Below are 14,380 nucleotides of genomic sequence, written 5' to 3' on the forward strand. Positions count from 1 at the left end.
TCACAAAACAGCCGATATGTATTATGATGGTATTAATCGAATAAAAGACATTACCACTAGGGGTGTCCATTTTGGACTGAGATTTACCCTTACCACCTGATCTAGATCATACTAGCGTAGGGAAGTGGCATATTTTTCAATATGCACACCACTCCGCTAGTGGTGTGTTTTTTATTTGAAAAATATAATTGGAGGTTTTTTATTTGGCAGCGCGTAAAGGCTTAACATTGACAGATGTGCTGATTACAGTAGTAATCGCACTGGTATTTGCAGTGATCTATTCAATTTGGGGCGGGGTGTACACAGCACTCCAGCCGCTTGGATTACATTTAAATGAACTGGTATACGGCATGTGGTTTATCGCCGCGGTTGTTGCCTATCTCATCATCAGGAAGCCGGGTGTTGCAATCATTGCGGAATTTGCCGCCGCGTCAGGTGAGACGATCGTCATGCTCCAGTTCGATGTGATGCTCATGCTTTACGGTCTCATCCAGGGACTGGCATGCGAGGTTGTATTTGCGATTGTCAAATATAAGAGCACCGCATTGATGATTTCGGTGCTGGCGGGTGTGGCAGCCGCCCTGTCTACACTGCCGCTTGACTGGTACTACGGTTATCTGGGTCATTTGGAAACATGGAACCTGCTGCTGATGGTCGGCTTCAGAGTGTTGAGTGGTGCACTCATTGCCGGCTGGCTGGCACATCTATTGTACAGGGCGCTGAAAGAGACCGGAGTGCTCAAACTTGTTGGGGAACGCAAAGCGAACCACAGCGAAGGATTGTAGAATTATGGCCATAGACATTAAAAAATTAAGGCTCAAATTTCCTGAAGCGGAAGGACGGTTATTCACTGACCTTGATATCAGGATAAAAAAAGGTGAAAAAGTGCTGATACTTGGACCCAGCGGTTCAGGGAAGAGTACACTGCTGAACGTCATGGGCGGTTTGATTCCACAAGTCATCGATATTCCGATGAAAGCCGAAAGATTGAAAGTCCCAAATGACGGCGCATATGTTTTCCAGGATCCGGATTCACAGTTCACGATGCCGACAGTCGCTGAAGAACTGGCCTTCGTTTTAGAAAACAGGGGCATAGAAAAATCCCGGATGAAAAGTAAGTTTGACCAGGTGTTAAAAGCAGTGGGTCTGGATGTATCCCTTGAAGCCGCCATACAGACGCTCTCGGGAGGGATGAAGCAGAAGCTGGCTGTTGCTTCGGCACTGCTGCAGGAAGCAAACACGCTCTTCCTGGATGAGCCTGCAAGCATGCTGGATGACACCTCTGCTTCACAGCTTTGGGAATCTGTGGAGCGCATATGGGAAGATCGGACAGTTGTCATCATTGAACACAGAGTGGATTATATATGGGATAAAGTCGACAGGGTGATCGTAATGGATCACTCAGGCGGTATTGTACAGGAAGGGACCCCAGATGATATTCTCACCAACCATATTGACCTTTTAAAAGCCTTCGGTGTATGGCATCCCCGTTCATGGGAAGAGGCACCCGCAGTTTCTGAAACTGAACCGGATGATGCACTTTTGCTTGAAGCACGACATTTGAATATTAAACGCGGCAAGAACGATATTTTAAAAGTGGATGAACTGAAAATCAGAAAAGGGGAATGGATCACGATCGAAGGGAATAATGGTACAGGCAAAACAAGCCTGTTGCTTGCATTGATGAAAATCATTCCTTCTGATGGCGACATCCGCTACCGGGGAAAAAGAATTAAAAAGACAAAACAGATTGCGGGCAATGTATACCCGGTATTTCAAAATCCGGAACTGCAGTTTATCACCCACAGAGTTTTTGACGAAGTATTTATAAATCTTGAACTGCACTTTGACAAGACAGAGGCGATGCGGCAAACGGGGAAAATACTTGAAAGAATGGGGCTTTCCCACGTGTCTCATCTGCATCCTCTGGAAATATCCACCGGACAGAAGCGCAGGCTGAGTGTGGCCACCGCAGCGGGCGGCGTTCCAGAAATCATACTGCTGGATGAACCCACGTTCGGGCTCGATCAGAAACACACCTTCAGGCTGCTGGAAATATTCAATGAAATGGTCGGGGACGGCACGACGATCGTCATGATCACCCATGATGAAGAGATAAAGAAACGCTATCCATCAAGACGGCTGGTGATAGAGCATCAATCACTAAAAGAGAAGGCGGAGGTATCCGATGCTTACATCCATTAAGAAATATAATACCTTTATCGATCGCTCCAACCCGATTACCAAAATGGCTTTAGCGCTGGTCTTGTTTATCACCGTCGTCTTTATTCACAATCCCAATTATCTGTTCCATCTATCCATTATCATGCTGCTTGCGATGATGCTTTTGTCGGGAGTGAAATTCAGATATCTGGCGGGTCTCCTTTGTCTTATTCTGGTACTCGGATTCATATCGAGCCTTTACATGATATTTTATGGTGAAGGCACGACTACGGTGTACAAATTCGGGATTATCCACATCACAGAAGAAAGCTTTGTACGCGGCATCCATATTATGATGCGGGGACTGGTGCTCTCATTCTTCGGGGCCGTCATCATCTTCACAACCCGGATCACCGACGTGTTCTACAGTCTTATGCAGCAGTTAAAAATAAAACCCAAATATGCATATTCCTTTATGGCTGCAGTGCGTATGGTGCCGATTATCGCGTCGGAATATATGGCGCTCAGACAGGCAAGAAAAGTGAGGAAAGCCCTCATTCATAAAAAATATGTATCCGGCATACAGGGATTTAAAACAACGATTATTACTTTGCTCAGTCAAAGCATCAGGCGGGCATACCGTCTCGGTATCGCGATGGAATCCAAGGGCTTTGACGATGGTCCGAGAACTTACTACCACAAAACATCTTTTTCGATTTCAGATGTTTTCCTTATTCTTTTTACTGTGGCTTCCGTTTATACTGCCTTCCAGCTCGGAGAGATGATTACACCGTTTGCAAGTACAGATGCAAGATAGGTGTTTTGGTCAAATAGCTTTGAAATATCGGTAGAAAACAGATATACTGATAAGAGATTTTACAAATTCTATAAATGCACGTACCCGTGTTTATATTCATATATGAGAAAAAACACTGACGTTGTAATATATTATAAAGGTGGAAGCAGGATGTATAGCAAAGATGAGATCGTAAATGAAGCAAAACAGCTTGGCAGGATGATGGGTGAAACCGAACAAGTTGAATTCTTCAAAAAAGCGGAAGCGAAGATTCACGAGAACAAAGATGTCCGTGAAAAGATGGCGAGCCTGAAAAGTCTTCAGAAACAGGCGGTTAACTTCCAAAACTATGGCAAGGAACGCGCTTATCAACTGACGGAAGAAAAGATTAAAAAAGTGGAAGCGGAACTTGACGAGATGCCGATCGTCACTCAATTTAAAGAATCACAGGGCCAGGTCAATGAACTCCTGCAGATGGTTTCACACGCAATCAGCCAGACTGTTACAGATGATATCATCACATCAACAGGCGGAGACCTTTTGCAGGGTGAAACAGGTTCTGCGATGGAAAACAGACCGAACCAGGGCAATTAAGATATAGAGATCAATTAAATAATCTAAAAAAACTGTACATCTGGCGGATGTGCAGTTTTTTTATAAAATTGGAGGATATCCATGACTAGAAATATAACTTTAACAGGAGTATTCGTTGCTTTAAATGTCGTTTTGAGCATGTTCATCATCATCCCGCTGGGACCCGTCAGGGCAGCACCGATCCAGCACCTGATCAATGTCATGAGCGTAGTCTTTACGGGACCCTGGGGCATCGTCCAGGCGTTCCTGTCCTCAACCATCCGGATCATGCTGAACACAGGATCTCCTTTTGCCTATCCCGGCAGTATGGTCGGTGCACTTTTGGCATGGCTTCTATACAGGCGGTTTAAAAAACTTTATATGAGTGCAATCGGGGAAGTCATTGGTACGGGAATCCTCGGTTCAATCGCGACATTGCCGCTCATCATGGTTTTGGGGCTGGATCTTGAATTCTTCTATGTACTTGCACCGGCCTTTATCGCGAGCGCTTTGATCGGTGCTGTAGTATCATGGTTTATACTAAAGCAGCTTGAACAAAAAGGTGTCCTTGACCGGTTCAATATTTAAACCGCAGCATGATATAATTAAGGTAATACAATTAGAATAATGGAAGTGTTGATATGCAAAAAGTAACACCGATGATGCAGCAGTATTTAAGTATAAAGGATGAGCATCCCGATGCTTTATTATTATATAGATTAGGTGATTTTTACGAACTCTTTTATGATGATGCAATTACAGCGAGTAAGATTCTGGAAATCACTTTAACTTCAAGGGATAAAAAGAAAGACCCGATTCCGATGTGCGGTGTACCCTATCATTCGGCAAAAGGGTATATCGAAAGACTGATCGGCCAGGGATATAAAGTAGCCATATGCGAACAGATGGAAGACCCGAAACAGGTTAAAGGAATGGTCAGGCGGGAAGTCACCCGAATTATTACGCCGGGAACCCTGATCGATGATTTCGGCATGGAAGACGGCAGGAGCAACTATATCCTTTCACTGCTCGAGAAGAATGGGGTATACAGCACTGCCTACTCTGATATTTCAACGGGGGAAATCCATGCGTTCAGCACAGATGATCTCGATATTTTAAAGAGTGAGATCGACAGGATCCGTCCGAGTGAGATTGTCGTGGAAGAAAGTATTGCCGGCATATTGGATGAGCTGTATCAGGATCCGCCATTTAATACACCCTATTCGAACGAAGAATCTTTTGAGCTGGACTACAGTGAAGATATCACTGAAGACGAAAAGAAAACCCTGAGCCTGCTCGTCGCCTATATAAGATCAGCGAACATGCGGGACCTTAAACACTTCAGAACGGTGGAAAAGCATAAGATAAAGGAAACGATGCAGTTGAACTACGCTGCGATATCCAATCTGGAGCTGCTGGAAAGCCTTCAGACGAAAAAGACGAAAGGGTCACTCTTCTGGTACTTGAATCAGACAGGGACCCCCATGGGTAAACGCAAACTCAGAAAATGGGTGGAACGTCCCTTGTTGAATGAACACCTAATCAGACTCCGCCAGGATGCAGTCGGCACACTGCTGGACCACTTTTTGGAACGGGAGGACATACGCATCCTTCTTGATTCCGTGTATGATATTGAACGGTTGGTCGGCAGACTCAGCTTTGGCAATATCGACGCGAAAGATTTGGTTCAGCTGAGAGATTCCCTCCATGTTCTACCTGAGATGGAATCTCTTCTGGGGAATGCCGGCCTGCTTGAATCCAAACTGTTCAGAGGGTTCGATACGCTGCAGGATGTGCATGCGATTCTTGCAGAAAGTCTGCACGATTCACCGCCGAAAACAATTCGGGAAGGCGGCATATTTAAAGATGGCTACAACGAAAAACTTGATGACCTGCGTTATATATCCAACAATGGACGAACCTGGCTCAACGGATATATAGAGGATGAGCGGGAAAGGACAGGAATTAAAAATTTAAAAGTGGGATTCAATAAAGTCTTTGGATACTATATCGAAATCTCCAAAGCGAATGCTGTGAATTTTGATGCGGAAGCTTTTGACTACAACCGCAAACAGACGCTCACGAATGCAGAACGGTTTATCACACCAGAGTTAAAAGAGATGGAATCCAAAATTTTGAGTGCCCAGGACGAAAGTATTATATTGGAACATAACCTGTTTAATGAGCTGAGAAACAGCATGGAAATGTATATCGCAAGGCTCCAGAACACGGCGGATCTGATCAGTACGCTGGACTGCCTGATTTCATTCGCAGCCATTGCGAATGAATACCGTCTGGTCAAGCCGGAATTCACTGATGATGAATTGATGATTGAAGACGGCAGACATCCGGTCGTAGAGAAAGTGATCGGGGAGAATACTTATGTACCGAACTCACTGGAAATGGATGAGTCTACATTCATATACTTGATTACCGGTCCGAACATGTCCGGTAAAAGCACCTATATGCGCCAAACGGCCATCATCAGTATCCTGGCGCAAATAGGGATGTATGTACCGGCGAAATCAGCAAAACTGCCGATATTCGATCAGATATTCACACGTATCGGAGCAAGCGATGACCTTGCAAGCGGAAAATCCACGTTCATGATAGAAATGATGGAAGCCAACGATGCACTTAAAAATGCAACGAAAGACAGCCTGCTGATATTTGATGAAATCGGACGGGGGACCTCCACATATGACGGAATGGCACTGGCACAGTCAATGCTCGAATTCATACACGAAAAAATCGGTGCGAAAACGTTATTCTCCACACATTATCACGAAATTACGAGACTGGGACAAACATTGGACGGACTGAAGAATGTCCACGTAAAAGCGACCGAATACGACGGGAAACTTGTATTCCTTCATAAAGTAAAACCGGGCGCTGTTGAGAGAAGCTACGGCATCCATGTGGCGAGACTGGCTGAATTGCCGGATAGTGTGACCCAAAGGGCGGATGAACTCCTCCATATATTCGAAAACGGTACGGAACTGTCCCCCTCACAGCAGCTGGAATTGCCGCTCGATGACAACGAAAGCTACAATGATCATCCGGTAGTGGATATGTTAAAAGAAACAGATATCAACAACATGACGCCGATGGATGCACTCATGGCGTTGAGCGAGATGAAAAACAGGTTAAAAGGCGAGTGATTAAATGACTCCAATCAGAGTGCTTGATCCAAAGATACAGAATAAAATAGCCGCGGGCGAAGTGGTGGAGCGGCCGAGCTCTGTCGTTAAGGAACTGATCGAGAATTCACTGGATGCGAATGCCGATGAGATAGAAGTGTTTATCGAAGAATCCGGAATGAAACTCATCCGTATCATTGATAATGGGGACGGCATCCATCAGACAGATGCTCCGCTCCTGTTCCAAAGGCATGCAACGAGTAAGATAAATGATGACTATGACCTGTTCCAGATCCGGTCGCTGGGGTTCCGCGGTGAGGCACTCGCGAGCATCGGTGCGGTTGCCAAAGTGAAAGTGGAAACAAAACATCTTGAAGGTGAACCCGTCACAATCCAGTTTGAAGGCGGAAGCTTAAAAGAACAGGCACCCGGCAAAGAACGGCAGGGGACGGATATCTCCATAAGCGAGCTGTTTTACAATACACCAGCCCGCCTGAAGTATGTAAGATCCATGCGGACCGAAAGCGGTAAGATTATAGATATCATTCAAAGGATGGCACTTGCATATCCAAAAGTGGGCTTTAAACTGATACTCGACCACAATGAAAAGATTTCTACAAAAGGCAACGGCAACTTAAAAGAGGTCATCAGTGATATTTACGGCCTCAATATTGCGAGACATGCTGTTAAGATTGATGCAGCGGATGCAGACTTTAAAATAACCGGGTATGCAATCAGACCCGAAGTGAACCGCAGCAATAGAAATTATATCAATCTCTCTGTAAATCAAAGGCACATCAGGAACTTCAAACTGTCACAGTCAATTATCAATGCCTACCATACGCTGCTCGCGAAGGATAAATATCCGATCGTCATTATCGATATAGAAATGGATCCGAAAATTGTCGATGTCAATGTTCATCCTTCCAAAATCGAAGTGCGTTTTTCAAAAGAGCGGGAATTGAATGCACTCCTCGAGAATGCAGTACGTGAAACGCTTCAGGATGAGATGCTGATTCCGGATGTATCAAAAGTATCAAAAGAGCCGAAACCGAAAGTGGAACAGTCATCCATCGATTTCACCGGCCCCGCCATGCGCAGGGAGCACCCGGGAAGACAGCCGGAGTATGTGGAAGAGAGACCGGTGAGCCGCAGACAGACGGATGTATATGAAACGGAAAAAAGAGAATCATACAAACCGGTACGAAAAGATACAGAGTCTCAAGAAAAACAGGAAGCACGCCACCGTGAACCTGTCACCCTTGCGGAAGAAACTGCTGTAGAAAAAAGAGTGAAAGAAAAGCTGCCGTACCTTGAAATTGTCGGACAGCTGCACGGCACTTATATAATTCTTCAAAATGATTCGGGTATGTATATGATGGATCAGCATGCAGCTCAGGAACGGATAAAATATGAGTTTTATTATGATCATATAAATGTGGATGCGGACGACGGGATACCGCTGCTCATCCCATACACATTTGAATTCCCGTTAGATGATATAATAACAATTGACGAGAAGCTCAAACAGCTGCAGGAGCTTGGATTTGAAATTGAAAAAACCGGGATAAAACAGTATTCGGTAACAAGGCATCCGAGCTGGATAGATGAGAAGAACCCGGAAGCGGACATTGAACAGCTGATTCATTTCGTGGCAGAGAAAGACCACTTTTCAGTGAACGAGTACCGGGAAGAGATGTCGATCATGATGAGCTGCAAACAGTCGATCAAAGCCAATCATTATTTGGATAAGAAACATATGGAAGCGCTCCTCGGTGAACTCGGAAAGTGCCATTCTCCATATACATGTCCCCACGGAAGACCGGTCATCATCCACATGACGACTTATGAGATAGAGCGGATGTTTAACAGAATAATGAAATAGGAGGAATTGGCATGAAAATCAGTGAACAGTATATCGAAAACGAGGGCAGGCATATACGGGTCAAGGTTTTCATGCCTGAAAATCCCATTTGCGCAATCCAGGTAATGCATGGCATGGCAGAACATATGGAGAGATACAACGAAATGAATGCATGGTTTGCGATGAATGACTGCATGGTAGTCATGCATAATCATCGCGGACATGGGCCTGAAGAAACCAACCTGGGGCATTTCGACAGCTTTGATCTCTTAATCAGTGACGCGGCGGCCGTATCGGAAATCATCCCTGCAGCACTGAAGAAATTTGTACTGGGTCACTCCATGGGGTCCATCGCTGCACGGCGGCTCCTTGAGTACTCGATATATGATGGCGGTATTATTGTAGGAACGGGGAATAAGGATAATATGACGGATTCTGTCGGTGTTTCGGGATTATCTTTTATCGCCCGCCTCAATAAAGCACAAAAGTCACAGGCGATTAATACACTCGCATTTTGGGGTTATGACGATGAATTCCCGGGCAAGCAAAAAAACAGATGGCTTTGCGGGGATTCCACAGTGGTTGGTTTATACAATGAGGATCCCCTATGCGGATTCCAAATGACGAACGGTGCACTATATGAAATTTTAAAACACATAAAGCTGGCTCAGAAGCAAAGTAATCTAAAGTCACTGTCACCTGATATACCGATACTTTTAATTGGCGGCAAGGAGGATCCTTTTTCAAATAAAGGCAGGGATATCCGGGCACTCGCCCGCACGCTTATACGGTTCACTGATTCTGTGACTGTGCAGCTTTACGATGAGAGCAGGCATGAAGTTCTGTTTGAAAAAAATCGCGAACAGGTTTATAACAGATTATTCGAGTGGGTGATGAGAAATGTCTAACTTAAAAAAATTACTGATTTTAGTAGGCCCGACAGCAATCGGCAAAACAGCGCTGAGCATTGAAATTGCTAAAAAATTTAATCTGGAAATCATCAGCGGAGACTCCATGCAGGTCTACCGGGGCATGGATATCGGTACAGGCAAAATTACGGAAGAAGAAAAAGAAGGAATCAGGCATCATATGATTGATGTGATTGAACCGGAAGCCTCCTTCTCCGTCCAGGAGTTCCAAAAGCATGTCACTGAAACCATCGATGAAATTCATGAGGATGACCGCATCCCGTTCATCGTCGGTGGCACGGGACATTATATCCGCGCTCTGATTCATGGATATGAGTTTGATGAAGAGGATGATAAGGAGAAGCAGGAACTCACAGAAACCCTCGAGCATCTCGGCACAAGGATATTATATGACAGATTAAAAAAGATTGATCCGAAAGCTGCCGGAGAGATTCATCCAAACAACAGGCAGCGTGTTATACGGATGCTGGTAAAGTTTGAATTGAGCGATAGAATAAGCAACAGAATAGGCCCCGGCTACACAGATGACGTGAAATATGATACATTTATAGTAGGATTAACACGAGAACGGAAAAACATACATGCCAATATTGAACGAAGAGTGGATACCATGTTCGAAAATGGTCTTGAGGACGAAGCACGCAATCTGTTTGAAAACCACTCGCCGTCAAAAACTGCATCTGCAGCGATTGGATACAAAGAATTTTTACCATACTTTGAAGGCAGCGCCTCACTTGAGAATGTTAAAGAACAGATTAAACAGAATACGAGACAGTATGCTAAACGCCAGTTGACTTTTTTTAGAAATCAGCTTCCGGTTGAATGGTATGATCTTGACAAAGTGCAGACGGATATAATCTTAGAAGATATATATCAATTTCTACATGCAAAGGAGAGAGAGAATCATGGCAAATGATAATTTGCAGGACAAGTTTCTCAGCGACTTCAAGGAATCCGAGGTAGAAGTTACAGTATTTTTAGTGAATGGTTTTCAGTTAAGGGGAACAGTTGTGGATTTTGACAAGTATGTAATCCAGCTTCATTCAGGCGGGAAAGATCACTTGATATACAAGCATGCGATAAGCACATTCTTGAAGTAATGAATTAAGCATCCTATTCCAAGTGTGGAAAGGATGCTTTTTTAAATGTTTCAATCAAAGGCCTCTCAGAAGATTTTTAACATCTTCTTCGAAGGACGCCGGGGCTCTTTGAGGTGCATATCGATAAACGATCTTTCCTTCGCGTGAAACCAGGAACTTTGTGAAATTCCATTTGATACGATTGGTTAACAGACCGCTTTTGCCTTCTGTTAAGTATTTATATAAAGGATGTATGGATTTCCCTTTAACATCTACCTTTTCCATCACAGGGAAAGTCACACCATAATCGCAATGATAATGCTCTTTCGCTTCTGTTGCATTAAGTGGTTCCTGATTCATAAAATTATCAGATGGAAAAGCCAGGATAACAAAACCTTCATCCTTGTATTTTTGATAAAGTGTCTCAAGATCTGAAAGTTGGTTTTTAAAGCCGCATTCACTTGCAGTGTTAACGATTAATAGTACTTTGTTTTTGAGATCGGACATTTTGACAAGGGTGCCTTCTTCATCCTTTGCGTCCAGATCATAAAATTGCGCTTTCATCACATACGCCCCCTCTCTAATAATGCGTACTTATACATTATTATTTACACACTTGAAGCAGTAACTAAACATAATATTTTAAGAAGTCGTTAAAAGGGTAGAGATTAAATAAATATAACGGAGGTGCTGTTATGACAGAGACATTTAAAGGAATCATCATAGCGGTCAACACACCAGACAGGAAAAATATAGAGACTGAAGTAAGCGAACTGATCAGTCTGGCTGAATCAATCGGAATAGAAATTTTAGGGAACCATGTTCAAAACCGCTCCAGGATGGAGCCCAGATCATATGTGGGCAGTGGATTCCTTAAGGAAGTATTTGAGCAATATGAAGACATAGACATCGATTATGTCATTGTGAACGATGAGATTACAGCGAGTCAAAACCGCTCTATAGAAGAGATTATGGACACCCGCATCATTGACAGGACGCAGGTGATATTGGATATTTTCAGCCTGCGCGCTCATTCCAAAGCAGGGCAGTTACAGGTAGAACTCGCACAGCTTCAATATTTAGTGCCCAGATTAAGGGGGCAGGGCATCAACCTTTCACGGCTCGGTGCCGGTATCGGGACGAGAGGTCCCGGTGAAACAAAACTGGAGACGGACAGACGGCATATCAATCAGCGGATTAAAGAGATTAGAAAACAGCTGAAAGTAATTGAATCCCATCGTGAACGCTACAGGGAAAACCGCAACCGTAACCAGGTTGTTAAAGTCTCTCTGGTGGGCTATACAAATGCGGGAAAATCATCGCTGTTCAATACGATGGCCGGGAGCGATACATTTGAAGAGGACGCACTGTTTGCGACGCTTGATCCAAAAACAAGACAGCTCATACTGCCATCCGGATTCGAATGTGTCTTATCGGATACAGTCGGTTTTATCCAAAATCTGCCGACAACGCTGGTTGAAAGTTTTAAATCAACATTGGAAGAGGCAGCAGACAGTGATTTTCTGATTCACGTAATCGATAACAGTTCGGAGAATCTCGAGACACATTACGATACTGTGAAAGATTTGGTTAAACAGTTGAATATGGAGCACATACCATCGCTTGTATTCTTTAATAAGACGGATATAGATGATAATAAGTACTATACACCATCGGAAGCGCATGAATTTGTGCATAAAAATATGGAGAGCCAGGATATCCAGATAATGCTTGAGACATTCATGAAAAAGCATATGGAACCATATAAAGCAGCACTTCCTTTAGCGGAAACCCAGAAATTATATGATTTAAAACGCCATACCATCGTGGACGAGCAAGAGCTCGAAGAAGAAGAGGAAATGTATAGAATTAAAGGGTATGAGCCGGAAGGTTCATGGAGTAAAAGAATTATGGAAAGAAACGAGGAATAGCAGCGTGCAGCATACAGACATTCAAGTAGAGACTCTAATAGAAACGGCATTGGAAGAAATTACGCCGATGATGAAAGAAAACAAAAAGATCAGCAGATTTAATTTTAATAAAGTGATGGCGGCTTTTAATGAAACAGGCGTATCGGAAAGTGATTTTGCGGGCACAACTGGGTACGGATATGATGACACCGGCCGTGACAAACTGGAAGAAATATATAGCCTGGTATTTAAAAGTGAAGACGCAATCGTGCGGAGCCAGATCATTTCGGGCACCCATGCAATCAGTCTCACGTTGCTCGCGCTTTTGGAGTTCGATGATGAACTCATTTATATCAGCGGTGAGCCCTATGATACTTTGGAAAAAGTCATCGGTACTTCTGAAGAAGACATCGGCAGTCTTAAAGAAAAAGGTGTGCATTACAAAGCGATTGAACTTGTGGATAACCAGTTTGATGAAATGGCGATTATGGACGGCATCTCAGAAAAAACAAAAATAATTGCCATTCAGCGTTCACGCGGGTACAGCATGAGAAAATCACTCACAATCGATGAGATGGAAGCGATGATAAAGAAAATTAAAGCAGCGCACCCAGAAATCATCATATTCATAGATAACTGCTATGGAGAATTTGTAGAGATGAAAGAGCCTATAGAAGCAGGTGCGGATGTCATTGCTGGCAGTCTGATAAAAAATCCGGGCGGCGGCCTTGCCAAGATGGGTGGATATATCGCTGGTAATCAAGATCTCATTGAACGCATCAGTTACAGACTCACAGTGCCCGGTATCGGAAAGGAAATGGGTGCGAGCCTTTCTGTGCTGACGGACATGTACCAGGGGTTCTTCCTGGCTCCCCATACAGTAATTGAGAGTTTGAACGGAGCGGTACTGACAAGCCACCTATTATCAAAAGTCGGCCTTAAAACGGACCCTGTACCTGAGGCGAAAAGAACAGACCTGATCCAGAGTGTATCCTTCAATACAGAGGAAGAAATGATTACATTCACCCAGATGATTCAAAAAGCATCTCCGGTAAATTCACAGTTCCTACCGGTGCCAAGTGAAATACCGGGATATGAAAATCCGGTTATCATGGCGGCAGGAACATTCGTGCAGGGGGCATCACTCGAACTCAGTGCTGACGGACCAATCAGAAGCCCATATACAGTTTTTGTACAGGGCGGACTTGTATTTGAACATGTGGTGTATGCACTGGAGAAAGCATTGAAAGAAATGAAGGAAAAAGAGATGATCACGTTTTAATCACTTTTTTAATTCTTATCAACAGCATCGCCACATAGAGTATAGTGATGAATATCGGCGCATACAGTGAAAAAAAGATTCCAGTTTGATCCTGGCTGTTCGCATACAGCCAGAATAATGGAATGACCGGTATCATGATTAAAGCACTGACGAGATTAATGTTTTTCCTTTCGGTTTTACCGACAAGGAAAGCCGTCACAGCAAAGTTGGATATGAAAATGAAGAAGAGTACCAGGATAAATGCTAAGTTCATATATTAAACGCTCCTTTATAGTCAGTGTAAATATATAAAATGCGAAAACAACATTAGTATCTAATTTATTATCTTTTTTGTACAAATTCCCGCTTTTTTTATCCTAGTTTTCCAGTATAAATTAGTTTTCTTAATTTTTGTATTTGACAGAATATTTAAATACTGATATTGTTACATCTAACATTAAAAATATTAAAAAATGAATAGCATTCCTTATCGAGAGCAGGGGAGGAAATTGGTCCTATAATCCTGCGGCAACCTCACTTATTCAATTAAGTTGAAAGGTGCCCATTCCAACAAGCATTTGCTTGAAAGATGAGGAAGAGTATATAAGTCAACCGCTTACCTCTTCCTCAAGGAAGAGGTATTTTTTATTCCATAGTAAATGGAT

General features: G+C 43.5%; 14 protein-coding genes and 2 riboswitches. Of the genes, 12 read left to right on the forward strand and 2 right to left on the reverse strand.

The features are described from left to right. The first annotated feature begins 48 nt into the window (after positions 1-48). A riboswitch (TPP riboswitch) is annotated at positions 49-140 on the forward strand. 63 nt (positions 141-203) lie between these two features. From ACKRAT_RS05580 to hfq, 10 genes are all read left to right on the forward strand, one after another. Further along, the gene (locus tag ACKRAT_RS05580) at positions 204-785 is read left to right on the forward strand and encodes an ECF transporter S component (RefSeq protein ID WP_411844111.1); all 582 of its coding nucleotides are present in this window, start codon (positions 204-206) and stop codon (positions 783-785) included. A gap of 4 nt (positions 786-789) precedes the next feature. Next, positions 790-2,205: an ABC transporter ATP-binding protein gene (locus tag ACKRAT_RS05585; RefSeq protein WP_411844112.1), complete on the forward strand. Its 1,416-nt coding sequence runs from the start codon at positions 790-792 to the stop codon at positions 2,203-2,205. Continuing rightward, entirely contained in the window at positions 2,189-2,980 is a 792-nt protein-coding gene (locus tag ACKRAT_RS05590) for an energy-coupling factor transporter transmembrane component T family protein (RefSeq protein ID WP_411844113.1), read from the forward strand. Before ACKRAT_RS05585 ends, ACKRAT_RS05590 begins: the two co-directional genes overlap by 17 nt. A 150-nt stretch (positions 2,981-3,130) precedes the next feature. Beyond that, complete coding sequence (locus ACKRAT_RS05595; protein ID WP_411844114.1) at positions 3,131-3,553, forward strand: RicAFT regulatory complex protein RicA family protein; 423 nt, start codon at positions 3,131-3,133, stop codon at positions 3,551-3,553. 81 nt (positions 3,554-3,634) lie between these two features. Next, the gene (gene thiW, locus ACKRAT_RS05600; protein ID WP_411844115.1) at positions 3,635-4,120 is read left to right on the forward strand and encodes an energy coupling factor transporter S component ThiW; all 486 of its coding nucleotides are present in this window, start codon (positions 3,635-3,637) and stop codon (positions 4,118-4,120) included. Positions 4,121-4,173: 53 nt separating this feature from the next. Beyond that, complete coding sequence (gene mutS, locus ACKRAT_RS05605; RefSeq protein ID WP_411844116.1) at positions 4,174-6,693, forward strand: DNA mismatch repair protein MutS; 2,520 nt, start codon at positions 4,174-4,176, stop codon at positions 6,691-6,693. A 4-nt stretch (positions 6,694-6,697) separates the two neighbouring features. Continuing rightward, a complete protein-coding gene (gene mutL / locus ACKRAT_RS05610) occupies positions 6,698-8,557 on the forward strand; it encodes a DNA mismatch repair endonuclease MutL (protein WP_411844117.1) in 1,860 nt (619 codons plus the stop codon). Between the two features lie 11 nt (positions 8,558-8,568). Then, positions 8,569-9,444: an alpha/beta fold hydrolase gene (locus tag ACKRAT_RS05615; RefSeq protein ID WP_411844118.1), complete on the forward strand. Its 876-nt coding sequence runs from the start codon at positions 8,569-8,571 to the stop codon at positions 9,442-9,444. Beyond that, entirely contained in the window at positions 9,437-10,381 is a 945-nt protein-coding gene (gene miaA, locus ACKRAT_RS05620; RefSeq protein WP_411844119.1) for a tRNA (adenosine(37)-N6)-dimethylallyltransferase MiaA, read from the forward strand. The genes ACKRAT_RS05615 and miaA overlap by 8 nt, the downstream gene beginning before the upstream one ends. Beyond that, positions 10,368-10,565 (forward strand): RNA chaperone Hfq, encoded by a 198-nt coding sequence (gene hfq, locus ACKRAT_RS05625; RefSeq protein WP_411844420.1) that lies wholly within the window; start codon positions 10,368-10,370, stop codon positions 10,563-10,565. The genes miaA and hfq overlap by 14 nt, the downstream gene beginning before the upstream one ends. A gap of 54 nt (positions 10,566-10,619) precedes the next feature. On the opposite strand, the gene ACKRAT_RS05630 is transcribed toward hfq, so the two are convergent. After that, positions 10,620-11,108 (reverse strand): glutathione peroxidase, encoded by a 489-nt coding sequence (locus ACKRAT_RS05630; RefSeq protein ID WP_411844120.1) that lies wholly within the window; start codon positions 11,106-11,108, stop codon positions 10,620-10,622. Positions 11,109-11,239: 131 nt separating this feature from the next. Here ACKRAT_RS05630 and hflX point away from each other — a divergent pair, with 131 nt between their 5' ends. Together hflX and ACKRAT_RS05640 are read left to right on the forward strand one after the other, a co-directional pair. Next, positions 11,240-12,475: a GTPase HflX gene (gene hflX, locus ACKRAT_RS05635; protein WP_411844121.1), complete on the forward strand. Its 1,236-nt coding sequence runs from the start codon at positions 11,240-11,242 to the stop codon at positions 12,473-12,475. After that, on the forward strand, positions 12,423-13,736 hold the full coding sequence (locus tag ACKRAT_RS05640; RefSeq protein ID WP_411844122.1) for an aminotransferase class I/II-fold pyridoxal phosphate-dependent enzyme: 1,314 nt from the start codon (positions 12,423-12,425) through the stop codon (positions 13,734-13,736). The genes hflX and ACKRAT_RS05640 overlap by 53 nt, the downstream gene beginning before the upstream one ends. On the opposite strand, the gene ACKRAT_RS05645 is transcribed toward ACKRAT_RS05640, so the two are convergent. Next, on the reverse strand, positions 13,726-13,989 hold the full coding sequence (locus tag ACKRAT_RS05645) for a hypothetical protein (RefSeq protein WP_411844123.1): 264 nt from the start codon (positions 13,987-13,989) through the stop codon (positions 13,726-13,728). The two genes, ACKRAT_RS05640 and ACKRAT_RS05645, sit on opposite strands and share 11 nt — an antisense overlap. A 210-nt stretch (positions 13,990-14,199) precedes the next feature. Further along, positions 14,200-14,311: riboswitch (SAM riboswitch) on the forward strand. Positions 14,312-14,380: the final 69 nt, after the last annotated feature.

The sequence above is a fragment of the Salinicoccus sp. HZC-1 genome (assembly GCF_046736035.1).
Taxonomy (GTDB): Bacteria; Bacillota; Bacilli; order Staphylococcales; family Salinicoccaceae; genus Salinicoccus.

What these genes read in the sequence shown, in the direction of transcription:
- thiW (WP_411844115.1), top strand. Translation starts at nt 3,635, where the DNA reads ATGACTAGAAATATAACTTTAACAGGAGTATTCGTTGCTTTAAATGTC.
- ACKRAT_RS05645 (WP_411844123.1), bottom strand. Translation starts at nt 13,989, where the DNA reads ATGAACTTAGCATTTATCCTGGTACTCTTCTTCATTTTCATATCCAAC.
- mutL (WP_411844117.1), top strand. Translation starts at nt 6,698, where the DNA reads ATGACTCCAATCAGAGTGCTTGATCCAAAGATACAGAATAAAATAGCC.
- ACKRAT_RS05585 (WP_411844112.1), top strand. Translation starts at nt 790, where the DNA reads ATGGCCATAGACATTAAAAAATTAAGGCTCAAATTTCCTGAAGCGGAA.
- ACKRAT_RS05595 (WP_411844114.1), top strand. Translation starts at nt 3,131, where the DNA reads ATGTATAGCAAAGATGAGATCGTAAATGAAGCAAAACAGCTTGGCAGG.
- ACKRAT_RS05590 (WP_411844113.1), top strand. Translation starts at nt 2,189, where the DNA reads ATGCTTACATCCATTAAGAAATATAATACCTTTATCGATCGCTCCAAC.
- miaA (WP_411844119.1), top strand. Translation starts at nt 9,437, where the DNA reads ATGTCTAACTTAAAAAAATTACTGATTTTAGTAGGCCCGACAGCAATC.
- ACKRAT_RS05640 (WP_411844122.1), top strand. Translation starts at nt 12,423, where the DNA reads ATGAGCCGGAAGGTTCATGGAGTAAAAGAATTATGGAAAGAAACGAGG.
- ACKRAT_RS05630 (WP_411844120.1), bottom strand. Translation starts at nt 11,108, where the DNA reads ATGAAAGCGCAATTTTATGATCTGGACGCAAAGGATGAAGAAGGCACC.
- hflX (WP_411844121.1), top strand. Translation starts at nt 11,240, where the DNA reads ATGACAGAGACATTTAAAGGAATCATCATAGCGGTCAACACACCAGAC.
- mutS (WP_411844116.1), top strand. Translation starts at nt 4,174, where the DNA reads ATGCAAAAAGTAACACCGATGATGCAGCAGTATTTAAGTATAAAGGAT.
- ACKRAT_RS05615 (WP_411844118.1), top strand. Translation starts at nt 8,569, where the DNA reads ATGAAAATCAGTGAACAGTATATCGAAAACGAGGGCAGGCATATACGG.